Source organism: Nonomuraea sp. NPDC059023, from assembly GCF_042740095.1.
Taxonomy (GTDB): domain Bacteria; phylum Actinomycetota; class Actinomycetes; order Streptosporangiales; family Streptosporangiaceae; genus Nonomuraea.
The window spans coordinates 678965-702073 of the sequence record NZ_JBHYIO010000001.1; the positions used below are offsets into that span (position 1 = coordinate 678965).

19 protein-coding genes are annotated in these 23109 nt (G+C 70.6%); 12 read left to right on the plus strand and 7 right to left on the minus strand.

Going from position 1 to position 23109, the window contains the following annotated elements; translation table 11 throughout:
* The first annotated feature begins 13 nt into the window (after positions 1 to 13).
* Genes ACFWYW_RS03170 through ACFWYW_RS03180 form a run of 3 tightly spaced genes read left to right on the plus strand, consistent with a single transcriptional unit; the run spans position 14 to position 4698 of the window.
* Positions 14 to 913: a sugar phosphate isomerase/epimerase family protein gene (locus tag ACFWYW_RS03170; RefSeq protein WP_379620425.1), complete on the plus strand. Its 900-nt coding sequence runs from the start codon at positions 14 to 16 to the stop codon at positions 911 to 913.
* A gap of 25 nt (positions 914 to 938) precedes the next feature.
* Positions 939 to 2021, plus strand: a complete 1083-nt coding sequence (locus ACFWYW_RS03175; protein ID WP_379620427.1) for a Gfo/Idh/MocA family protein — start codon at positions 939 to 941, stop codon at positions 2019 to 2021.
* Entirely contained in the window at positions 2011 to 4698 is a 2688-nt protein-coding gene (locus ACFWYW_RS03180; protein ID WP_379620429.1) for an alpha-mannosidase, read from the plus strand. Before ACFWYW_RS03175 ends, ACFWYW_RS03180 begins: the two co-directional genes overlap by 11 nt.
* A gap of 52 nt (positions 4699 to 4750) precedes the next feature.
* On the opposite strand, the gene ACFWYW_RS03185 is transcribed toward ACFWYW_RS03180, so the two are convergent.
* From ACFWYW_RS03185 to ACFWYW_RS03195, 3 genes are all read right to left on the minus strand, one after another.
* The gene (locus ACFWYW_RS03185; RefSeq protein ID WP_379620431.1) at positions 4751 to 5005 is read right to left on the minus strand and encodes a hypothetical protein; all 255 of its coding nucleotides are present in this window, start codon (positions 5003 to 5005) and stop codon (positions 4751 to 4753) included.
* Positions 5005 to 5823 carry a hypothetical protein gene (locus ACFWYW_RS03190; RefSeq protein WP_379620433.1) on the minus strand — a complete coding sequence of 273 codons (819 nt, stop codon included), beginning with the start codon at positions 5821 to 5823 and terminating at the stop codon, positions 5005 to 5007. Before ACFWYW_RS03190 ends, ACFWYW_RS03185 begins: the two co-directional genes overlap by 1 nt.
* 83 nt (positions 5824 to 5906) lie before the next feature.
* On the minus strand, positions 5907 to 6401 hold the full coding sequence (locus ACFWYW_RS03195; protein WP_379620435.1) for an Lrp/AsnC family transcriptional regulator: 495 nt from the start codon (positions 6399 to 6401) through the stop codon (positions 5907 to 5909).
* 203 nt (positions 6402 to 6604) lie between these two features.
* Between ACFWYW_RS03195 and ACFWYW_RS03200 the strand changes: the two genes are divergently transcribed.
* From ACFWYW_RS03200 to ACFWYW_RS03240, 9 genes are all read left to right on the plus strand, one after another.
* Positions 6605 to 8038 carry a gamma-aminobutyraldehyde dehydrogenase gene (locus ACFWYW_RS03200; protein ID WP_379620437.1) on the plus strand — a complete coding sequence of 478 codons (1434 nt, stop codon included), beginning with the start codon at positions 6605 to 6607 and terminating at the stop codon, positions 8036 to 8038.
* Positions 8039 to 9097, plus strand: a complete 1059-nt coding sequence (locus ACFWYW_RS03205; protein WP_379620439.1) for an ABC transporter ATP-binding protein — start codon at positions 8039 to 8041, stop codon at positions 9095 to 9097.
* A 5-nt stretch (positions 9098 to 9102) separates the two neighbouring features.
* Positions 9103 to 10332: a PotD/PotF family extracellular solute-binding protein gene (locus ACFWYW_RS03210; RefSeq protein WP_379620441.1), complete on the plus strand. Its 1230-nt coding sequence runs from the start codon at positions 9103 to 9105 to the stop codon at positions 10330 to 10332.
* 2 nt (positions 10333 to 10334) lie between these two features.
* Complete coding sequence (locus tag ACFWYW_RS03215; protein ID WP_379620443.1) at positions 10335 to 11192, plus strand: ABC transporter permease; 858 nt, start codon at positions 10335 to 10337, stop codon at positions 11190 to 11192.
* Complete coding sequence (locus tag ACFWYW_RS03220) at positions 11189 to 11977, plus strand: ABC transporter permease (protein WP_379633816.1); 789 nt, start codon at positions 11189 to 11191, stop codon at positions 11975 to 11977. The genes ACFWYW_RS03215 and ACFWYW_RS03220 overlap by 4 nt, the downstream gene beginning before the upstream one ends.
* A gap of 164 nt (positions 11978 to 12141) precedes the next feature.
* Positions 12142 to 13536, plus strand: coding sequence for an NAD(P)/FAD-dependent oxidoreductase (locus ACFWYW_RS03225; RefSeq protein ID WP_379620447.1), 1395 nt, complete (start codon positions 12142 to 12144; stop codon positions 13534 to 13536).
* Positions 13537 to 13588: 52 nt separating this feature from the next.
* Positions 13589 to 14467 (plus strand): alpha/beta hydrolase, encoded by an 879-nt coding sequence (locus ACFWYW_RS03230; RefSeq protein ID WP_379620449.1) that lies wholly within the window; start codon positions 13589 to 13591, stop codon positions 14465 to 14467.
* Between the two features lie 143 nt (positions 14468 to 14610).
* Positions 14611 to 15534 (plus strand): serine hydrolase, encoded by a 924-nt coding sequence (locus tag ACFWYW_RS03235; protein WP_379640893.1) that lies wholly within the window; start codon positions 14611 to 14613, stop codon positions 15532 to 15534.
* Between the two features lie 293 nt (positions 15535 to 15827).
* Complete coding sequence (locus ACFWYW_RS03240) at positions 15828 to 17048, plus strand: MFS transporter (RefSeq protein WP_379620453.1); 1221 nt, start codon at positions 15828 to 15830, stop codon at positions 17046 to 17048.
* Here ACFWYW_RS03240 and ACFWYW_RS03245 read toward each other — a convergent pair.
* Genes ACFWYW_RS03245 through ACFWYW_RS03260 form a run of 4 tightly spaced genes read right to left on the minus strand, consistent with a single transcriptional unit; the run spans position 17017 to position 23017 of the window.
* On the minus strand, positions 17017 to 18513 hold the full coding sequence (locus ACFWYW_RS03245; protein ID WP_379620455.1) for a DHA2 family efflux MFS transporter permease subunit: 1497 nt from the start codon (positions 18511 to 18513) through the stop codon (positions 17017 to 17019). The two genes, ACFWYW_RS03240 and ACFWYW_RS03245, sit on opposite strands and share 32 nt — an antisense overlap.
* 31 nt (positions 18514 to 18544) lie before the next feature.
* A complete protein-coding gene (locus ACFWYW_RS03250; RefSeq protein ID WP_379640895.1) occupies positions 18545 to 21559 on the minus strand; it encodes a BTAD domain-containing putative transcriptional regulator in 3015 nt (1004 codons plus the stop codon).
* Positions 21560 to 21566: 7 nt separating this feature from the next.
* A complete protein-coding gene (locus tag ACFWYW_RS03255; RefSeq protein WP_379627695.1) occupies positions 21567 to 22319 on the minus strand; it encodes an isocitrate lyase/phosphoenolpyruvate mutase family protein in 753 nt (250 codons plus the stop codon).
* Positions 22316 to 23017: a hypothetical protein gene (locus ACFWYW_RS03260; protein WP_379627697.1), complete on the minus strand. Its 702-nt coding sequence runs from the start codon at positions 23015 to 23017 to the stop codon at positions 22316 to 22318. Before ACFWYW_RS03260 ends, ACFWYW_RS03255 begins: the two co-directional genes overlap by 4 nt.
* Positions 23018 to 23109: the final 92 nt, after the last annotated feature.

The window sequence follows — 23109 nt, forward strand, 5'->3', positions numbered from 1 at the left end:
GAGAGAGGCACTCATGCGCGTGACACGGATCGCCAACGCCCCGGTGAGCTTCGGGGTGTTCGAGCTGAGCGACGGGCCCGCGCCCCTGAGCGCCGACGCGATGGTCGCGGCGCTGGCCGAGGCCGGATACCAGGGCATCGACCTGGGGCCGATCGGGTTCCTCGGGACCGGCGGGGAGTTCGCCCGGCGGCTGTCGGCGGCCGGGTTCCTGCTGGCCGGCGGGTGGGCGGACCTGCGCTACGGTGACGCCGATGGGTTCGCCGCCGGGCTGCCCGCGCTGGATGCCACGCTTGACGTCTTCGACGCGGCGCCGCCGTACGAGGAAGGCTTCGCGCCGCGACCGACGCTCGGCGAGTCCGGATCGCCCGCGCGCTTCGCCCGGCCCGGCGGGAACGCGCCCGGGCTGGAGGCGGGCGAGTGGGCCGGGTACGCCAAGCGTGTGCAGGAGGCGGTCGACCGCTGCCGGGCCCGCGGCTACGAGCCGGTCTTCCACCACCACCTCGGCACCAACGTGGAGACGACCGGCGAGATCGAACGCCTGCTTGAGCTCACCGACGCCCAGCTCTGCCTCGACACCGGGCACCTGCTGCTGGCCGGCGGCGATCCGGTGAAGGCGCTGCGCGACTGGCGCGGCCGGATCGGGCAGGTGCACGTCAAGGACGGCGATCCGGCCATCCTGGCCGCGGCGCTGGACGACGGCGCCGACCTGCGGGAGATCATGGGCCGCGGCGGGTTCAGCGCACTGGGCCGGGGCGTCCTCGACCTGCCCGGCGTCGTGCGGGCGCTGGACGAGATCGGCTACCAGGGCTGGATCGTCGTCGAGCAGGACACCCTGCCCGGCCGCCGCCCGATCGCCGACGTCATCGCCGACCAGGCCGCGAACCTGGCGAAGCTGAAGGACCTCGGGCTGTGAGCCAGAGGGGGAGGGGGAGCCGACGATGAGCACGAGGCTCGCACTGGTGGGGTGCGGGGCGGTCACCCAGGCCGTCTATGTGCCGCTGCTGTCGAGGCGGCGGGAGTTGTTCGAGGTCACGGCGGTCTGCGACCTGTCGCGGACGCTCGCCGACGCGGTCGGCGACCGGCTCGGGGTGACGCGCCGTCACACCTCGCTGGCCGGCATGCTGGCCGAAGGCGGGTTCGACGCCGTCGTCATGCTCGCCTCCGGCTCCCACGGCGAGCCGGTACGGCAGGCGCTCGCCGCCGGTTACGCCGTGTTGTGCGAGAAGCCGCTGGCGCTGACCGAGGCCGAGGTCGCGGCGCTGCCCGAGGGCAGGCTGATGGTCGGATACATGAAGCAGTACGACCCGGCGGTGCGCAGGGCCGAGGAGATCCTGGCGGAGCTGGGCGGGCCGGGCGTGATCCGCTCGGTCGAGGTGACCGTGCTGCACCCGAGCGGGGAGTCGCAGCTCGCCTTCGCCAACCTGGCGCACGCGCGGGACGTGGACGTCGAGCCGCTGCGGGCGGCCGAGAACACGATCCTGGACCGGGCGCTGGGCGAGCGGGCCACGGCGGAGCTGCGGTCGGTCTACAGCGTGGCGCTGGGCTCGATCTGCCATGATCTGTCGCTGTTGCGGCGCTTCACCGGCTCGCCGGTCGCCGTGGATCACGTCGAGCACTGGGGTGGTTCGCCCGGCTCAATCGAGATTTCTGGGCCTTTGCCGGTCGCCGGGCGATATTCCATTCGATGGCATTACCTGGAGGATTATCCGGCCTACCGGGAGACCGTCGCCATCCACCACACCAAGGGCACGCTGGAGCTGGCCTTCCCCGCCCCGTACCTGATGAACGCGCCCACCGTGCTGACCGTCGTCTCCGGGGCCGAGAGCCGCAACGAGTACCGGGACGTGACCGAGGCGTTCGAGACACAGTTGCTCGCCTTCCACGCGTTCGTGACCTCCGGCAAGCCGCCGCTCACCGACGCCGCCGGGGCGCTGGAGGACATCGTCACCGCCCAGCGGATCGCGGCACGCTACGCCGTACAGCATGACCTTGTCCTGGGGGGAGAAGCCCGTGAGCGTTGAGATCGTGCTGGTTCCGCACACGCACTGGGACCGGGAGTGGTACGAGCCGTTCCAGCGTTTCCGGCTGCGGCTGGTGGCGCTGCTCGACGAAGTGATCGAGACCATGGAACGCGAGCCCGGCTACCACTTCACCCTCGACGGGCAGCTGGCCTGCGTGGACGACTACCTGGAGGTACGGCCGGAGAACCGCGAGCGCCTGGCCGCGCTGGTGCGCTCCGGACGGCTGGCCGTGGGGCCGTGGCAGATCTTGCTGGACGAGTTCCTGTGCTCGGGCGAGAACATCGTGCGCAACCTGGAGCTCGGGCTCTCCCGCGCCGACAAGCTCGGCGGGGCGATGGAGGTCGGCTACCTGCCGGACATGTTCGGGCACGCCGCCCAGATGCCGCAGATCCTTCGGCGGGCGGGGCTGGAACACGCCTGCGTCTACCGCGGTGTGCCGTCGAAGGTGGTCACCGACGCCTTCGCCTGGGTCGCGCCCGACGGCAGCGCCGTCCGCACGCAGTACCTGCCCGAGGGCGGCTACGGCAACGGCGTCGACCTGATCCACGGCGCCGGGAAGCTGGAGGAGCGCGCGGCCGCCTTCGCCCGGCGGATGCGCCCGTGGCACGGACCCGAGGGTCCGCTGCTGGCCATGTACGGCACCGACCATTCCGCCCCGGTCGCCGGGCTGCCGGAACTGGTCGCGTCGATGGGCTCCCGCATGGACACCCTGTCCGGATACATCGAGGCCTTCGACCCGTCCGTCCACGGCCTGCCCCGCGTCGAAGGCGAGCTGCGCTCGCACGCGCGCGCCAACATCCTGCCCGGCGTCATCTCCGTGCGCGCCCACGTCAAGCAGGCCATGGGCCGCGCCGAACGCATGGTCGAGCGCTACGCCGAACCGCTGGCCGCCCTCTGGGGCGAGGACTGGCCGGGCCGCTTCCTCGACATGGCCTGGTGGCGCCTGGTCGACGCCAGCGGCCACGACTCCGTCACCGGCTGCGGCGTCGACGAGACCGCCCAGCAGGTCGCCGCCCGCATCGCCGAGGCCGAACACCTCGGCCAGGCCGTGCGCGACATGGTCACCAGCCGCCTGTCCGCCGCCGTCCCGTCCGACGGCGTACTCGTCGTCAACCCCACTCCCGCGGTACGGCGCGGCGTCGTCCTGACCCAGGTCGCCGGCCAGGACCCGCTCGCCGGACCCGGCGGGCCCCTCCACACCCAGACCCTCGAGTACGAGCCCACCCTGCTGCTCGACGAGGAGATGGACCCCGAGCTGGCCTTCTCCTTCATCCACGGCCCCGAGCTCTACGGCCAGCACATCACCGGCTGGAACGTCGAGGACGGCGTCCTGACCTTCACCGTCGCCCGGCACGGCGACGAGGCCTTCGACACCGCCGACATCGCCGCCGCGGCTGCCGGGGTCACCCGGGTACGCATCCTGGCCGAGCCCCGCCGTACCGTCGCCGCGCTGGTCGAGGTGCCCGCGCTGGGCCACACCAGCCTGCGTCCCGTTTCGTGGGAGCCCGGCCTGGCCCCGGCAGGCGGCATCGCCCCCGCCCGCGCGGAGGGGCAGGTCCTGGACAACGGCCTGCTCAAGGTCGAGGTCGCCGCCGACGGCACCCTCACCCTGACCGGCCCCGACGGCGTGACCGTCACCGGCGCCGGACGCGTCGTGGACGGCGGCGACGCCGGTGACACCTACAACTACGCGCCGCCGGCCGGTGACCGCCTGGTGGCGGAGCCGGTCGTGGTCGAGGTCTCCCCGGTGTGGTCGGGACCGCTGGTGGCCGCCTTCGACATCCGCCGCACGTACCTGTGGCCCGCCACCGAGTCAGAACCCATGACCGGCGCCGACCACGCCCGCGTCCCCCAGCTCGCCGCCCCCGACCCCGGCCGCGGCACCACCACGGTCGAAACGGTCGTGGAGACGCGAGTCGAACTGCGGGCCGGTGAGCCGTTCGTCCGGCTCCGCGTGGAGTTCGACAACCGGGTCAACGACCACCGGGTCCGCCTGCACATCCCGTTGCCGGTCGCGGCGACCTCGTCGTACGCGGAGGGTCAGTTCGCCGTCGTCGAACGCGGCCCGAGCCCGGAAGGCGGCTGCGGCGAAACCCCGCTGCCCACCTACCCGGCCTCCGCCTGGGTAGCGGCCGGCGGAGTGGCCGCCCTGCTGGAGCACGTCACCGAATACGAGATCACCGGCCAGGAACTGGCCCTCACCCTCCTGCGCTCGGTCGGCTTCCTCTCCCGCAACCGCAACGCCCTGCGCCCGGAACCCGCCGGCCCCCAGATCCCCACCCCGGCGGCCCAGTCCCGCGGGCTTCGCTCGGTGAGCTTGGCGCTGATGCCGTACAGCGGGGACTGGAGCGAGGTCCCCGCCGCGGCCGAAACCTTCCGCCACGACCTCCTGGCCGTCGCGGGCACCGGCACCGGCGACCTGCCCGAACCCCAGAGCGGCCTGTCGATAACCGGCCCCGGCGTGGCGATGACCTCGCTGCGCCGCCGCGACGACTGGAAGGAACTCCGCGTCGTCAACTACGCGCCGGCGCCCACCACGGCGACCATCGACGGCACCTTCACCGAAGCCCGCCAAGCCGACCTCCGCGGCCGCCCAGGCCCCGACCTACCGATCACCCCGGGCCACCTCGACCTGCCCCTCGGCCCCTGGGAGATCGCCACAGTGCAGTTCCGCTGACCGAACAGAGCAGCACCGCCCCTTCGGTGCTTGGGGCGGTGCTGCTGGGTGGTCAGGAAATGAAGAGCTCTCCGCCTGGCGGCAGGGACACGGCGCGCTTCGTCAGGCCGTCCAGGATCTTGACGTCGGTGCACCTTTCGATGATGGCGCGCTGCTCAGCGGTGACACGGATGTCGCGTGCCCGGGTATACCGGATCAGCTCGGCCGCAAGGGCCATGGTCTGTGCTCGGGCTCGCCCTACGGCTTTGCCCAGCTCAAGGATGCTCTCTGCGTACTCGCCTCGGTAGATCTCAGGACTGAGCTCCATCAGGTGAAGAGCTCCTCGGTCGTGGTGACGGAGAGGGCGCGCTCCACCCAGCGGTCGAGTGTCTCGATGTCGGAACAGGCTTGAATGCGAGCCTGCTGTTCGTCGGTGATCGGGATCCCGCGTGCCTTCAGCACCTTGACCACAGCCTTGGCTTCGCCCTTGGCGATGAGGCTCTGGGCGTACTCGCCCTGGTACAGGAATGACGTGGTCGCCATGAGCCGCTCCATTTCCTTCTGTGCGTCGCCGGTCAGGGCAACGGCAACGTATTCAGCATAGCGAGCCGCCGCAGACCGGTCGATGCTGTTCAGGGCTGTGGTGAGGGTGGCCAGGATGGTCTGGATCTCCGGGTCCTGGCCGTGGGTGATGGCCGAGATCGCGGCCAGGCCGATGTTGCCCACCGCCGTGGCGACATCGGTGATGACGGGGGTGTTGCGGGGGCCGATCACCAAAGGAGTGAGGGTCAGTCCGGGGTGTCCGGTGTGGATGGCCTTGCTTGCCCAGCGGGCGGTGGTGTCGCTGGGGCAGATGACGATGAGACAGGCGGGGCAGTGGTAGCGGGCGCGCATGTTGGCTATGTACGCCAGCCACGTTTCGCGTTTGACGGGGTCGCAGGCGAGCTGGACCTCGGTGATGACCGCGAGCCGGTCTTCGTCGCTCCCGTAGAGGACGGCGCCGTCCGCACGGTACTCAGCGGGAACGCACTCCGACAGCGAGCAGGTCACCACTTGACCGCTGTCGGAAGGGATCTGGAGGCGGTCGGCGAACAATGCCTCCAGCATGTGGGCGGTATGCCCGGGATCGAGGGTGGCGATACCCACCAAGCCCTCGTGAAGGGGGGTAACCATAGAGTAAAGCTACTGTAAGGATTCAGTCAGCTACTCTGTGTGTACGATATGTCCCCTTACCTGGTACCCCAGGAGTACGTCTGCTTTCGGAGCTTCAGGTAAACGAAGGACTCGGTGGCGCGGACCGCGGGGATGGCGCGGATCTTGCTGAGGATCTCCAGCAGGTGGGAGTCGCCCTCGCAGACCACCTCGACGATCACGTCGAAACTGCCCGCCGTCAGCACCACGTAGTCGATCTCGTCGATCGCCGAAAGCTCGTCGGCGACGAGCTCCAGGTCGCCTTCGCAGTTGACGCCGATCATGGCCTGGCGGGGGAAGCCGAGCGTCAGCGGGTCCGTGACCGCGACGATCTGCATCACCCCCGCGTCCTGCAGTCGCTGCACGCGCTGGCGGACCGCGGCCTCAGAAAGCCCCACCGCCTTGCCGATCGCGGCGTACGGCATCCGCCCGTCATTCTGCAGCTGCTCGATGATCTGCTTCGACAGATCGTCGAGCACGACCGACCCGGAAGCGGCGTCGTTGCTTCGGCGTACGCGGGGCGGGGTCGTCATCGCGGGGAATCCTCCTACCAGTCCGGCGTTACGGGTGCATTCCCGCTAGCTTGCCGTCCTGGTGCGACATGCTGTCAGTTCTCCCCGTCCTGTCAAGCGAATTCGTAGCAATTCGGTATCCTTTGCTTCGGAATCCCTTGTCTAGATGCGGTTACTCTGTCAGAGTCGCGGCATCTCAGCCACGTTCACCAGGAGGTCACACGTTGACCAGCCGTCTGCAGAACTTCATCAACAATGAGTTCGTGGACGCCAAGAGCGGCCGATTCTCCGATGTCATCGATCCCTGCACCGGCGAAGCCTATCTTCAGGCTCCGATCTCCGGTCCAGCGGATGTCGATGCCGCCTACGCCGCCGCGGCTGCCGCGTTCGAGTCGTGGGGTCAGACCACGCCGGGAGAGCGGGCCAATCTCCTGCTCAAGGTCGCCGAGGCGATCGAGGCGAGGGCCGATGAGATCAACGAGGCTGAGTGCCTCAACACCGGCAAGCCCCGCGCCCGCATGGCCGAGGACGAGACTCCGGTCGCGGCCGACCACTTCCGGTTCTTCGCCGGTGCGGCCAGGACCCTTGAGGGCCCGACGGCCGGTGAGTTCCTCGCCGAGCACACAAGCGTCATCAGGCACGAGCCGATCGGCGTCATCGGCCAGGTCACGCCCTGGAACTACCCGATGATGATGGCGGTCTGGAAGATCGCCCCGGCGCTGGCCGCCGGAAACACCATCGTGCTCAAGCCGTCGGACACGACGCCCGTATCCACCGTCAAACTCGCCGAGATCATCGGCAGCGTCCTGCCGCCCGGAGTCTTCAACGTCGTCACCGGCGACCGCGAGACCGGCGCGCTGGTCGTGGGCCACCCGACCGCCGCCATGGTGGCGATCACCGGCTCGGTCGGCGCGGGCATGGCCGTCGCCAAGACCGCCGCCGACGACCTCAAGCGGGTCCACCTGGAGCTGGGCGGCAAGGCCCCGGTCGTGGTCTTCGAGGACGTCAAGGACCTCAAGACCGCCGCCGAGTCCATCGCCACCGCCGGGCTCTACAACGCCGGCCAGGACTGCACCGCCGCCTGCCGCGTGCTGGTCCACGAGAGCGTGCACGACGAGTTCGTGGCCGCCCTCACCGCGGCCGCCGCCGGTACGGTCACCGGCGACCTGTCCAACGAGGACGCCCTGTACGGCCCGCTGAACAACGAGAACCAGCTCACCAGGGTCCAGGGCTTCATCGAGCGGGCCCCGTCGCACGCCAAGGTCCTGACCGGCGGGCACCGCGTGGGCGACAAGGGCTACTTCTTCGCTCCGACCATCGTCGACGGCCTCAAGCAGGACGACGAGATGGTGCAGAACGAGGTCTTCGGCCCGGTCATCACGGTCCAGACGTTCACCGACGAGGCGGACGCGCTGGCCAAGGCCAACGACGTGCGCTACGGCCTGTCGGGCTCCGTCTGGACCTCCGACCACGGCCGCGCGATGCGGATGTCGAACAGGCTCGAGTTCGGCGTGGTGTGGGTCAACACGCACATCCCGTTCGTGAGCGAGATGCCGCACGGCGGCTTCAAGCACTCCGGCTACGGCAAGGACCTGTCGGTCTTCGGTCTTCACGACTACACGCGCGTCAAGCACGTCATGCACTACATCGGAGACTAGATGCACGCGATCCAGCTCGATGACGTCGTCAAGGAGTACCAGTCGCACGGCGAGGTCGTCCAGGCTGTGAAGGGCGTCACGCTGGAGATCGCCGAGGGGGAGTTCTTCTCCCTCCTCGGCCCCTCCGGTTGCGGCAAGACCACGACCATGCGCATGATCGCGGGCTTCGAGGAGCCCTCGAAGGGCGTGGTCAAGCTGCTCGGGAAGGACGTCACCAACGTCCCGCCCAACAAGCGCGATGTGAACATGGTCTTCCAGTCCTACGCGCTGTTTCCGCACATGAACGTGTGGGACAACGTGGCCTTCGGGCTCAAGCAGAGGGGCGTCGCCCAGGCCGAGATCCGGCAGCGGGTGACCGAGATGCTGGAGATCGTCGACCTGACCGGCCGCGAGAAGCGCCGCCCGCGGGAGATGTCCGGCGGCCAGCAGCAGCGTGTGGCGCTGGCCAGGGCTCTGGTCAACCGCCCGCGCGCGCTCCTGCTCGACGAACCGCTCGGCGCCCTCGACCTGAAACTGCGCCAGGCCATGCAGATCGAACTCAAGCGCATTCAGCGCGAGGTCGGCATCACCTTCGTCTACGTCACGCACGACCAGAACGAGGCGCTGACGATGAGCGACCGCATCGCCGTCATGAACGACGGCCTCGTGGAGCAGCTCGCCGGCCCGCGTGAGATCTATGAGCGCCCGGCGACGCAGTTCGTCGCCGGCTTCATCGGCACATCCAACCTTCTCGCCGGTACGGCTGCCGCCGGCGTGCTGCCCATCGGCGGTGGCCGGGTCCTGGTTCCGGGCCAGGACGGCGACGTTTCGGTCACCGTACGCCCGGAGAAGATCACCATCGACACCGCTGAGCCGAACGGCCAGGTCAGCGCGGTGCCGGGCACGGTCGCCGAAGTGGTCTACCTCGGTACCTACAACAGTTACGCCGTGGCCCTCGCCGACGGGGCCGAGGTCACGGTATTCCAGCAGAACGCGCACGACTCCACTACCACGGCCGAGCGGGGTGACTCGGTCTGGCTGTCGTGGCAGCCGCAGCACTCATATGTGATTGGAAGTTGAAGGCCATGGACCCCGTGAACAAGATCGCCCTTCTGCGTGGGATGACGCAGACCCGCACCCGGCGTGAGGCGTTGCGGCTCGCCGGGCTGTCGGCCACCGGGCTGATGCTGGCCGCCTGCGGTGTGCAGGGTCAGAAGCAGGCCCCGGCCAAGCCGGACGCGGTCCAGGACTATTGGGCCAAGCAGAAGAAGACCGGCAAGGTCGTCTTCGCCAACTGGCCCGAGTACATGCCCGAGGACAAGAAGCCGCTGGAGGAGTTCAAGAAGGCGACCGGTATCTCTTACGAGTACAAAGAGGTCATCGACGAGAACGCCTCCTTCTTCGGCAAGGTCGACCCGGTGCTCAGGGCGGGCCAGTCGCTCGGCTACGACATCGTGGTCATGACGAACGGCATCCAGCTCCAGCACATGATCGAGCTGGGCTACGTGGTCCAGCTGGACCAGTCGAAGCTGCCGAACTTCAACGCCAACGCGGGCGCCAAGTACAAGGACCGCGCCTACGATCCGGGCAACGTCTACACCGTGCCCTACACCTCGGGCATCACGGGGATCGCCTACAACACCAAGTACGTCAAGGACGACATCACCAGCATCAACGCGTTGTTCGATCCCAAGTACAAGGGCCGCGTCGGGATGATGCGCGACGCCCAGGAGATCGGCAACTTCGGCATGTTCGCGCTGGGAATCGACCCGGAGAAGTCGACGCAGGCCGACTGGGAGAAGGCCGGCGCCAAGCTCAAGGAGCAGCGCGACGCCGGGCTGGTGCGCAAGTACTACGACCAGGACTACATCGACGCCGTCTCCAAGGGTGACGTGTGGCTGACGATGGCCTGGTCGGGCGATGTGTTCCAGCGCCAGCTCGCGGGTGAGCCGGTCAAGTTCGTGGTGCCGGGGGAGGGCGGCACGATCTGGACCGACAACATGCTCATTCCCAAGGGCGCGGCCAACCCGATCGACGCGATCACGCTGATGGACTGGTTCTACAAGCCGGAGATCGCCGCCGAGCTGGAGGAGTTCATCCAGTTCGTCACCCCGGTCCCCGCGGCGCACGACATCCTCAAGGCGAAGGTGGCGACGCTGCAGGGCAAGGAGAAGACGGATCTGGAGACGCTGGTCAACAGCCCGCTGATCTTCCCGACCGAGGGCGACTACTCCAAGCTGCGCGGTTACACCCAGCTCACCACCAAGACCGAGCAGGTGTTCAACCGCATCTTCCAGACCGTCACCCAGGCCTAGGCATGAAAGGCCGGCTTACCCCCTACCTGCTCGCACTGCCGAGCTGGCTATGGCTAGGGATCTTCCTGGTGGTGCCGCTGGCGGCGATGGCCTCGGTCTCGACGACCACCGGCAACAACATCGACGGCTTCGTCCAGACCTTCGCCTTCTCCAACTACACCGACGCCCTGAGCCGCTACAGCACCCAGCTGGCCCGCTCGTTCGCCTACGGGGCCATGGCCACCGTCGCGATGCTGGTGATCGGCTACCCGGTGGCGTACTTCATCGCCTTCAAGGGCGGTACGCGCAAGTCCACCTACCTGTTCCTGCTCCTGCTGCCGTTCTTCGTCTCGTTCGTGCTGCGCACGATCTCGTGGGGCTTCCTGCTGGCCGACGACGGCATCCTGCTCGGCACGCTGAAGGGCTGGGGGCTGCTGCCCGCCGGTTTCCACGTGCTGGCCACGACCTTCTCGGTGGTGGCGGGGCTGACGTACAACTGGCTGCCATTCATGATCCTGCCGATCTACGTCGCTCTGGAGCGCGTGGATCCGCGCGTGATCGAGGCGGCCCAGGACCTGTACGCGACCCGCCTGGCCGCCTTCCGCAGGGTGGTGCTGCCGCTGTCGCTGCCCGGTGTGTTCGCCGGGGTGCTGATGACGTTCGTGCCCGCCACGGCCGACCCGGTCAACGCCCAGATCCTCGGCGGAACCTCGAACACGATGATCGGCAACGTCATCCAGACCGAGTACCTGACGAACCTGGCCTACCCGTCGGCGTCGGCGCTGTCGTTCACGCTGATGGCGGTGCTGCTGGTGGGCATCTTCATCTATGCCAAGGCGCTGGGCACGGAGAACGTTCTGGAAGCGGCGGCCAACCGATGAGAACGAACCGTCTGGGCGACCGCCTCCTCCACGCCTACACCTGGCTGATCATCGTCTGGCTGTCCGCGCCGATCGCCGTGATGATCCTCTTCGGGTTCAACGACAAGAAGAGCAAGTCCAACACCAGTTGGCAGGGCTTCACGCTGCGCTGGTATCAGGAGCTCTTCTCGATCTCGGACCTGTCCACCGCGCTGATCAACTCGCTGGTGATCGCGGTCGCCAGCACCGTGGTGACCGCGGTCATCGGCACGATGCTGGGCCTCGCGCTCGGCCGCTTCCGGTTCCGGGGCAAGGGCGTCACCAACTTCCTGGTCTTCGTCGCGATCTCGACGCCGGAGCTGGTCATGGGCTCCTCGCTGCTGTCGCTGTTCGTCTCGGCGAACATGCCGCGCGACTCCGTCACGATCATCATCGCGCACGTGCTGTTCTCGCTGTCGTTCGTGACGGTGACCGTACGGGCCAGGGTGGTCACGCTCGACCCCTCGCTTGAGGAAGCGGCCAGGGACCTCGGCGCCACGCCGTGGGGTACCTTCCGGCAGGTGACGCTTCCGGCGATCATGCCGGGTGTCGCGGCGGGGGCGATGCTGGCCTTCGCGCTGTCGGTCGACGACTACGTGGTGACGAGCTTCGTCAACGGCTCGACCATCACGTTCCCGCTGTGGATCGTCGGGTCGGTGAAGACCGGCATCCCGCCGCAGGTTAACGTCATGGGTACGCTGATCTTTGGTGTCGGAGTGCTGATCGCCGTGGCCAACTTCGTCTCGGCTCGGCGGCGCCGTACCTGAGAAATCCGACCTTCCCCCCGCCGGTCGGCGGGGGGTTTGGCATACAAGAACGACAAAGAACAGGGAGGCGAGATCGGATTTCGGCGGGGGGAACCCGTGCGTGATCACTCATAAGATCCCGCAATTTTCGTATTTCACACTAACTTCGTAGGGAAGTGGGATTTGTGGATCCGCTGAAGGCGCTTGCTGATGCGGAGCGCAAGCCGTACTGGCTGGACAGTCCGGCCAGACCTGAGCCGCAACCGCGGCTCTTCGGACAGACGACCGCCGACCTCGTCGTCGTCGGCGGGGGGTTCTCGGGGTTGTGGACCGCCCTGATGGCCAAGGAACGCGACCCCTCCCAGGACGTCGTCCTGCTGGAAGGCCGCAGGATCGGCTGGGCGGCCACCGGCCGCAACGGCGGGTTCTGCATGGCGACCCTCACGCACGGGCTGGCCAACGGGCTGGAGCGCTGGCCCGAGGACATCGAGCGGCTCGAGAACATGGGCGTGGAGAACCTCGACGAGATCGAGGCGACCCTGCGCCGCTACGACATCGACTGCTCCTTCGAACGCACCGGTGAACTGCACGTGGCCACCGAGCCGTGGCAGCTCGACGACCTCAACGAGCACCTGGACCTGATCTCCGACCTCGGGCTCGACTACGTGCCCCTGGACCGGGAGCAGGTGCGGGCCGAGGTCGACTCGCCCACCTACCTGGGCGGGCTGTGGGAGCGCAGCGGCTGCGCCATGCTCGACCCGGCCAAGCTGGCCTTCGGGCTGCGCGCGGCCTGTCTCAAGCTCGGCGTCAGGATCTACGAGCGCTCGCCGGTCCGCGCACTCGACGACGACGGCGTCACCATGACGTTGCGCACCCCGCACGGCAGCGCCGCCGCGCCCAAGGTCGCGCTCGGCACCGGCGTCTTCCCGCCGCTGCTGCGCCGGCTCAAGCACTTCGTCGTGCCGGTCTACGACTACGCGCTCATGACCGAGCCCATGTCACCCGCCCAGCTCGCCTCGGTGGGCTGGGAGAACCGGCAGGGCGTCGGCGACTCGGCCAACCAGTTCCACTACTACCGGCTGAGCGACGACAACCGCATCCTGTGGGGCGGCTACGACGCCGTGTACTACAACGGCGGCCGCCTCAAGCCCGAGTACGACCAGCGCGACGAGACGTTCGTCAAGCTGGCCGGGCACTTCTACGACACCTTCCCGCAGCTGTCCGGCCTGCGCTTCACCCACCGGTGGGGCGGCGTCATCGACACCTGCAGCCGCTTCTCCGCCTTCTTCGGCCAGGCCCACGGCGGCCGGCTGGCCTACGCCGTCGGCTACACCGGCATGGGCGTGGGCGCCACCCGCTTCGGCGCGAACGTCATGCTTGACCTGCTGTCGGGCGAGCGTACCGAGCGGACCGAGTTGCGGATGGTCAAGGAGAAGCCGGTGCCGTTCCCGCCGGAGCCGGTCCGGTCGGGGGTGATCCAGTTCACCCGGTGGTCGATCGCCCGTGCCGACCTCCACCAGGGCAAGCGCAACCTGTGGTTGCGCACGCTCGACAGGATGGGCCTGGGCTTCGACTCCTGAGTCCCGCGCGCGGCCGTGGACACCCGGGCCCACGGCCGCCCAGACTTGGGGCATGAGAGTGGAGTTCTCCGCCGACGGGATCGTGCTGGCCGGCGACCTGCGAGTCCCCCCAGGCTCCGGGGTACGGCCGGCCGTCGTGCTGACCGGCCCCTTCACCGGCGTGCGTGAGCAGGTGACCGGGCTTTACGCCGAGCGGCTGGCCGCCGAGGGGTTCGTCACGCTGGCCTTCGACCACCGGTGCTGGGGGGAGTCGGGAGGCGAGCCCCGGCGGCATGAGGACGTGCAGGGCAAGCTGCACGACCTGCGGGCGGCGGTGTCGCTGCTGCGGTCGCGGCCGGAGGTGGATCCGGAGCGGATCGCGGCGGTGGGCATCTGCCTGGGCGGCGGATATGCCCTGAAATTTGCTGCATTTGATCCCAGGGTTAAGGCTTTCGCCGGGGTCGCGGGGGCGTACAACAATCCGTACGCGATGCGGACGGGCATGGATTACCAGGGCGCGCTGGACGGGTTCACCGGCGTGCTGGAGCGTCAGGACCTCGGTGGCGCGGTCGAGTACGTGCCCGCAGTGTCCGCGGACGGGGAGGCGGCGATGCCGGGAGACGAGCCGTTCGCCTACTACGGGACCTCCCGCGGCGCGGCGGCGTCCTGGAAGAACGAGGTGACCAGGGCGAGCATCCGCGAGCTGATCACCATGGACAACATGATGGGCGCCGACTTCCTGTCCCCGAAACCGGCGCTGATCGTGCACGGGGTGATCGACCGGTTCTGCTCGCCCGAAGGGGCCGAGGAGGTGTACCGGCGGCTGGACGAGCCCAAGAAGCTGGTCTGGCTGGATGCCAAGGAGCACGTGGACCTGTACGACCGCGAGCCGTACGTGGGACAGGCGGTGGCCGAGGTGGCGGCCTTCCTCCGCGAACACCTCGCCGCCTGACGAACCCCCGCCCGATATTAGTGCTGGTTAGTGCCCTTTCCCGGATATCGGGGCGTGTGACCTGTTGAGGTGGTGGGCAGAGATCATCCTGTAATGGGAAGATCGCCACCCCCGGGGCGAGGTCGTGTTCCGGGGGGACGGGCATGCGTGCTGGGTGGCGATCGGCTGTCATCGGTGGGGTCGTCGCGGGCGTGGCGGGCGTGGCGGGGTGTGGTGGCGGGGGTGCGGTGGTGCCGTTCGCGCCGCATGTGCACGTGGCCAACCCCGCCTGTGTGCTGAAATATCCGGACCCGGTGGGTGGGGCGGCGGCGCGAGGGCGGCTTCAGCGGGATCTCGACCGGTATCTGACCCGGCAGCCCGGACGGATCGTCTACAGCGCGCACGAGCTGGTCAGCGGGCTGCGGCTGTCGTACCGGGAGCATGAGAGCGGCATGATCACCGCCAGCGGCAGCAAGGTGGACATCCTGACGGCGCTGATGCTGCGGCGGGGGCGGCTCAGCGCCGCGGAGAGCGACCTGGCGGCCCGGATGATCCGGGAGAGTGACAACCACGCCGCCGACGCGCTGTGGTGGCGGGTCGGCGCGGGATACGGGATGGGGAACTTCTACCGGCGGATGGGGTTGCGGGAGACCACCCCGGGGCCCAGCCGGTACTGGGGCGGGACCAACACCAGCCCGGCCGACCGCATCCGGCTGCTGCGGCTGCTGGTCAAGGGTGGCGCGGGACTGTCGGCCGCCCATCGGGCGCACATCCTCGGATTGATGAGCCGCGTGCAGGCCGATCAGGCTTGGGGGGTCAGCGCCGCCGCGCGGCCCGGGGACCGGGTGGCGTTGAAGAACGGGTGGACTCCCCGGCCCTTCGTGCACAACACCTGGGCGGTCACCAGCTACGGCCGGATCCACGGGCCGGGGCGTGACCTGCTGCTGGCCGTGCAGACGGACCTGCAGCCGGGGGAGGGACGGGGCATCCAGGCCATCGAGGGCCTCGCGCGGCTGATCGGCGGGCGCCTCGACGCCCTGTCGCCCCGCATCACCCGCACCTGCCCCTCCGTCCCCGCCATCACCTGACACCGCCGCCACGGGCCCACGCACGGCCCCCAGCGCCCCCTTCGCCCGCGCCCCTTCCCACCGAGGTCTCTTTCCAGGTTCGGTGGAGCCGGGTTGGCGAGGTGGGGTTGGTGGCGGGGGATGGGTGTGTTCAAGGGCACCCGTCGAGGGGCAATAAAGGGGGATCATCCGGCGTTGTAGCTCACTGTTAGACCGCTCGGCGGCCGACTGAACCACGTCGGTATCACCCCGGTCGAAGCCCACCACGACGGTGCGCTCCCGGGAGGCTCCGTCATGACCTGGACGGAGACCAGATGAGGTCCTACCTGAACGTGCTGGCCACCCCCGGCGCCTGGCGGTTCCTGGCGCCCGCGTTGGTGGCCCGCCTGCCGTACGCGATGCTGCAGATGGGTGTGCTGCTGCTCGTGCAGTGGTCCACCGGCTCCTATGGCGCGGCCGGGATCGCCGCCGCGGCCGCCGCGGTGTCACAGGCGCTGGTGGGGCCGCAGACCGGCCGGCTCGCCGACCGCTACGGCCAGCGCAGGGTGCTGCTGCCGCAGATCGCCGTTCACGGGCTGGCGCTCGGGGCGCTGCTCGCGCTGGCTTCCGGGCGGGCGGCGGTGCCGTTCCTCGTGCTCACCGCCGCGCTGGCGGGAGCGTCGGTACCGCAGGTCGGGGCCATGGTCAGGGCGCGCTGGGCGCACCGGCTGGGTGGTTCTGGGAAGCTGAACACGGCCTTCGCGGTCGAATCGATCACCGATGAGCTGACCTTCACGCTCGCCCCCGTCCTGCTGGTGGGGCTGTCCACGGGGTTCTCGCCGGTCGTGGCCCTGCTGGGCGCGCTGGTGCTGATCGTGGCCGGGACCGTCGTGTTCGCGAGCGTGCGGACCGCGCTGCCCGAGCCGATGCCGGTCCGGGTGCGGGCCACCGGCGGGGTGCTGCGGCTGCGCGGCGTCGCGCCGCTGGCGCTCGCCTTTCTCGCCATGGGTTCCGTCTTCGGCTCGCTGCAGGTCGGCATCACGTCGCTGACGGCCGCGCTGGGCGAGCCCGCGCTGGCCGGCCCGATCTACGGGACGTTCTCCGCCGCGAGCGTGATGGGCGGGCTGCTCTACGGCGCCGTCCGCTGGAAGGTCACCGCGCGCGTCCGGCTGGTGGCCGGCCTGGCGCTGCTGGCCGTCGCGACCACCGCGCTCACGTTCGCGGGCTCCATCCCCATGACGTACGGCGCCGCCGCCCTCGCCGGCCTGGTGATCGCCCCCGTGGTGATCACCGGCTACACGATCATCGACGACCTGGTCCCGGCGGACGTGCGTACCGAGTCGTTCACCTGGCTCAACGGCGCCATCGGCCTCGGCATCGCGACCGGCGCCTCGGTGGCCGGTCAGCTGGTCGACCAGGCCGGCCCCGCCCTCGCCTTCGTGGTGCCGCCGCTCATGACCGGCCTGGCCGCCCTCCTGGTCCTGGTACGGCTGCGCAGCCTCCGCCCCCAGCCGGAGCCCGCGGTCACCGGTGGGCAGGTTCTTCAGCGTCGGTGATGACCTTGGGCACCCCGCGCAGCCCGGCCAGCGCGAGCCCCGCGACGACCACCAGGATGGCGGCGGTGACCACCGAGGTCGTCTGCATCCCGGCCACGAACGCCCGCTCCGCCGCGCCGATCAGCTCACCGGCCCGCTCGGCGGGCAACGTGCTCGCCAGGTTGATCGCGTCGGTGATCGACTCGCGGGCGGCCGGGTCCGGATAGGTCATGTTGGCGCGGTAGGTGCTGGTCAGGACCGTGCCGAGGACGGCGATGCCGAGCGCGCCGCCGAGTTCGAAGGCGGTCTCGGAGATGGCCGCAGCGGCCCCGGCGCGCTGTTTGGGCGCGGTGGCCAGCACGTTGTCGTTGTTCACGGTGAACGTGAGCCCGATCCCGATGCCGCCGATGACCATGGGAACCAGCAGGTAGAAGTAGTTCAGGTCGGTGCCGAGCGTGGCGTACCAGGCGAAGGACACGGCGTTCATGGCCAGTCCGAGCGCGACCACGCCGTTGCGGCCCATGACCCGGATGAGCGGCGCGGCGACCATGCCGCCGACGGCGCCGGACAGGCCACCGGGCAGGCTGGCCAGGCCCGCCTGGAGCGGCGACCAGCCGATGACGAGCTGCAGGTACCAGGCGAACATGAGCGACATCGCCATCATCGTGAAGATGGCCAGCAGGTTCGTGCCGATGGAGGCGCTGAAGGCGCGCTTGGCGAACAGCCGCACGTCGATGAGCGGATGGGCCAGCCGCGTCTGGCGCCGTGCGAACACCACCAGCGCCGCGGCTCCGAGCACGCCGGCCGCGAGGACGTCAGGGGCGCCGAGACCGTTGTGCGCCGCCTCCTTCACCGCGTAGATGACGGCGACCACGCCGGCGAAGGACAGCACGACGCTCAGCACGTCGATCCGGCCCGCGTCCGGGTTGCGCGACTCCGGCAGCACGAGGTAGCCGCCGACGAGCACGACAGCCATGATCGGCAGGTTGATCAGGAAGACCGATCCCCACCAGAAGTGGTCGAGCAGGACGCCGCCCACGACCGGCCCGATCGCGAACCCGGCCGCGCTCATCGAGCTCCAGATGCCGATCGCGGTGGTGCGCTCGCCGGGCTCGGTGAAGACGTTGCGGATGATCGACAGGGTGGACGGCATGATCGTGGCCGCCGCGACGCCGAGCAGCGCCCTGGCCGCGATGAGCAGCTCGGCGCTGGGGGCGTAGGCGGTGACGACGGAGGCGGCGCTGAACGCCACGGCGCCGATGAGGAGCAGCCGCTTGCGTCCGATCCGGTCGCCGAGGTTGCCCATGGTGATGAGCAGGCCGGCGAGCGCGAAGCCGTACATGTCGCCGATCCACAGCAACTGCGTCGGGGAGGCGCCGAGGTCGGCGACCAGCCTCGGCAGGGCGAGGTGCAGGACGGTCAGATCGAGGGAGAGGAGGAGCGTGGCGAGGCAGGCGATCGCCAGGCAGGCCCATTTACTGCGCATGCCGCCCACCCTGGGCGGCGGCGCTGACCGGTCACTGACCGGTGGCTGACGGTTTCTCCGCGAGCTCCAGCGCCTCGCGCGGCGTGAGCGTGCGCAGCAGCTTCGCGATCTCGCCGTCGCCGCGCGCCTCGGCGGTCGCGGCCAGGCCGTCGATCGCGGGCCGTGACAGTTGCTTGAACGTGCGCTGCGCTTCGCCCAGAGCCGTGGCGAAGCGGTCCCACGCCGCGTCCGTGTCGCCGGCGGCCAAGTCGAGCCGGCCGAGCGCGAGGTGGATGCGGGCCCGCGTGTCCACGACGGCGTACCAGCCTTCCGGGCACTCGGTCAGCGCCTGCTCCAGGTAGGCGCGGGCCGCCTCGGCCCGCCCGCGCTTCGCGGCCACCTCGCCCAGCCCGAAGTGCGCCCACGCCAGCGTGTCCGGCGCGCCGATCCTGCGGGCCTGCTCGGCGGCGCGCAGGTAGCCCGCCTCGGCCTCGTCCAGATCGCCGAGGCACAGGACGCTGTCGGTGCGGCGGCACAGGTTCTCGGCGGCGTCGGCGCTCGCGCCCAGCTCCTGCGACAGCGCCATCGCCCGGTCGGCCAGCGCGATCGCGCCCGCGTAGTCGCGGCGTTCGAAGCGCAGGTCCTGGAGCCCGCCCAGCGCCAGCATGCAGCCCCAGCGTTCGCCGATGGCGGTGAAGTCGGCCAGCGCCTGCTCGAACCGCTCCGCGGCCTCGTCCAGCTGGTCGTAGGCGTGGTGGACGAAGGCGGTGCCCAGCGACGTCAGCGCCCGCGTCCACGGCGAGAGCAGCATCCCGGGCGGCGGCGCCACGTCCGCCGGCCGGTAGCCCGCCGGCGGTCCGGTGAACAGCGGCATCAGCATGGTCAGGAACTCGACCCGGAACGGCAGCCGGTACTCGTACAACCCGTCCGCGAGCAGCTCACGGCGGCGCGCCAGGTCCGCGGAGGCGCGGCCGTCGGCCGAGGCGGTCAGCACACACGCCGCGTACTCCTCCTCAAGACCCTCGGGCGGCCGCTCGCCCATCGTGTCGAGCACCAGGTTGGCGAGCTGCGCGCTGACCACCCGGTGCCCGCGCATCCACCAGTAGCAGGACATCCGGGAGATCAGCCGCAGCGCCAGCTCGATCTGTCCCGTCTCGCCCACCCAGCGGATCGCCGCGTGCAGGTCGTCGCTCTCCTCGTCCAGGCGCGCCAGCCACGGCAACTGGTCGCGGGTACGCAGCCGGGCGTCGGCCTCGGTCGCCAGCTCCAGGCAGTAGGCGGCGTGCGCGGCCAGCGTGGCGTCCAGCTCGCCCGCCTCGGCCAGCCGCTCGGCGCCGTACGCGCGGATCGTCTCCAGCATGCGGAAGCGGCCGTCGACCAGCTCGACCAGCGACTTCTCCGCCAGCGAGGTCAGCACGTCCTCGGTGCCGGGCCCGCCGCCTGACACCCGCTCCGCCGCCTCCACCCGGCCGCCGCCCACGAACACCGTCAGCCTGCGCGCCAGCCGCTGCTCGCCGGCGTCGAGCAGGTCCCAGCTCCAGTCGACGACCGCGCGCAGCGTCTGGTGCCTGGGCAACGCGGTACGGCTGCCGCGGGTCAGCAGCCGGAAGCGGTCGCCGAGCCGTTCCGCCACGTCGGCCAGCGTCAGCGTACGCAGCCGGGCCGCGGCCAGCTCGATGGCCAGCGGCAGGCCGTCGAGCGCCCGGCAGATCCCCACGATCAGCTCCAGGTCCGCGCCCTCCACGGCGAAGTCCTGCCGTACGGCCGCCGCCCGGTCGGCGAACAACCGCACCGCCGGATAGTCCAGCGGGTCGGGCACTCCGGGCGGCGGCAGGCGCAGCGGCGGCACGGGCACGAGCGACTCGCCGGTGATGGCCAGCGCCTCCCGGCTCGTGGCCAGCACCCGCAGGGCGGGGCAGACGGCCAGCAGCTCGTCGGCCAGCTCCGCCGCGGCGGCCACCAGGTGCTCGCAGTTGTCCAGGACGAGCAGCAGCTTCCTGTCGGCCAGCGCCGCCACCAGCCGCTCGCGGGGCGCGGGGGCGGGGCGGCCGGGCCCGGCGACCGGCGCGTCCCTGATGCCCAGCGCCGCCAGCACCGCGCGCACCAGGCCGGTGGCGTCGGCCACCGGGGCCAGCTCCACGAAGCAGACGTCGCCGGGCGTACGCTCGGCCGCCTCGGTGGCCAGCCGCGTCTTGCCCGCGCCGCCGGGGCCGATCAGCGTCACCAGCCTGGCCGAGTCGAGCAGGGTGCCCAGCCGCTCCAGGTCGTCGGCCCGGCCGACGAAGCTGGTCAGCTGCGAGCGCAGGCCGAGCCTGGTCACGCCCTCCTGCGCGCCGCCCAGGGCCGGGTCGGCGCGCAGGACCGCCAGGTGCGCCGCGGTCATCTCGGCGCCGGGCTCCACACCGAGCTCCTCGTCGAGGATGCGGCGGCCTTCCTCGTAGGCGGTCAGCGCCTCGGCCTGGCGGCCGCTGCCGTACAGGGCGCGCATGAGCTGGGCGCGCAGCCGTTCGCGCAGCGGGTGGGCGGTGATGAGCTGGCGCAGCTCGGCGACCAGGTCGCGGTGGCGGCCGAGCGCCAGGTCGGCCTGGACGCGGTCCTCCACGGCCGCCAGGCGCAACTCCTCCAGCCGGGCGGCGGCCGCCCCGGCCAGCGGCGCGTCGCTCAGCGGAGCGCCGTGCCACAGGTCAAGGGCCTCGCGGAGCACGGCGGCGGCGGTGCGGGCGTCACCCGAGCCGAGCGCCTGCCTGCCGTCGGCGGCCAGCTTCTCGAACCGGTGCGCGTCGACCTGCGACGGGTCGGCCGCCAGGCGGTAGCCGGCCGGATGGAACTCCACCAGGTCCTTGCCCAGCGCCCGGCGCAGCCGCGACACCTGCGACTGCAGGGCGTTGGCGATGCCTTCCGGGGGGCGGGTGCCGTACAGGTCGTCGACGAGCTGCTCAGCGGGGACGATGCGCCCGGCCCGCAACGCGAGGAGGACGAGCAGCGCCCGCACCCGCGGGCCGCCGAGCACGACCTCCCGCCCGTCCTCGGCCTGGACCTTGGCCGGGCCAAGGATCTGGAAGCGCATGCCTCGATTATCGGGGTTGCGGGAGCATCGCGGCGATCTGCTCGTAGGTCGGCATCGCCCGCCGTTCGTCTCCCAGTACGGCCAGCATCCCGCGCAACGACGCCCGGTACAGCAGCGAACCCGTGCTGACCCGCGCCACCCCCGCCTCGGCCAGCGCCTCCATCGGCGGGCCGTAGAGCACGTTGCCCGGCCGGCTCGTGCTCCTGACGATCTCCGCGATCCGCGCCGGGTCCGTCAGGCCGGGGACGAAGACGCCGTCGGCCCGCTCGTACGCCTTGACCCGCTCAATGGCGTCGTCGCCGGTCCTGAGCCAGTGCGCGTCGGTACGGGCGTTGACGAACACGCCGTGGCCGAGCGCCGCCTCGATGATCTCCTGGTGGTGCGCGGTGTCCCTGAGCGTGCCGTCGGGCCGTCCGTCCTCCAGGTTGACGCCCGCCACCCCGGCCCGCCCCAGCTCCGCGACCAGCGCGGCCACCTCGGCGGGGTCGTCGCTGAACCCGCCCTCGATGTCCACGGTCACCAGCACGCCGAGCCCGACCATGGCCTTGGCCAGCGCGATCGTCTCCTGCTTCGTGGCGCCGGCGGCGTCCGGCCTGCCGTGCACCGCCGCGACACCCAGGCTCGTCGTCCCGATCGCCGGGTAGCCCTCCGCGGCCAGCGCGGACGCCGACCCATAGTCCCAGGCGTTCGGCAGCAGCAACGGCCGCCCCGGCACGTGCAGGCGGCCGAACACCTCGCCCGCCGATTCGTTCGCGGTCATGAGCGCTTCCCTTCGAGGTAGCCGGCGGCGATGGCCAGGGCGTGCCCGGCGGCCGGGCAGGGGCGCACGCCGTGGCCGAACGTGAGGTGCGGGGTACGCCCGCGGGACGGGTCGAAGCGGTCCGGGTCGGGGAAGACGTCGGGGTCGCGGTTGGCGGCCACCAGGTCGATCTCCACCCCGACCCGGCGGGTGCGCTTCAGCGGCGGGTCGTGGCGGAGCGTCTCGTGCAGCAGGTCCTCGACGGGCGTGACGCCGTCCTCGTGGGCCAGCGCGTTCGCGATGAGGGCGGCGGTGGAGGCGTGCGCCTGCAGCAGCACGGTGATCATCGGGATGCCGAGCGGCAGCAGCTCCCGGACCGCGGCATCGGCCTCGGGGCTCGTCTCCCCGCTGAGGTAGCCGCTCGCCGCCGCGGCCACCGCCGCCACCTGACCGACCCCGAAACTCCTGGCCGCCACCTCGTCGGCCGGTACGCCCGCCAGCGCCCTGGCCCGTACCCGCAGCTCGGCCGGATCGTACGCGGCCAGCAGCTCGACGACGGCCCGGCGGCGCTCGGCGTGCACGGGGCCGGAGGCGAAGCGCGACACCTGCGCCCGCAGCCACGCGAGCGTGCCGGGCGCGGCGTCCTGCGGGACCGGGGGCGGCGCGACGCCGCTGTCTTCCAGTACGGCCGTGGCCTGCGCGTATCGGGTGATGAGCATGGTCCGAGACTAGGTCCGATTCGCTTCGACGCCCGTCGAAGGGTCGCGGAGGACAAACACCCCCATGACCAGGGGGAGAGGCAGGCGCCTCC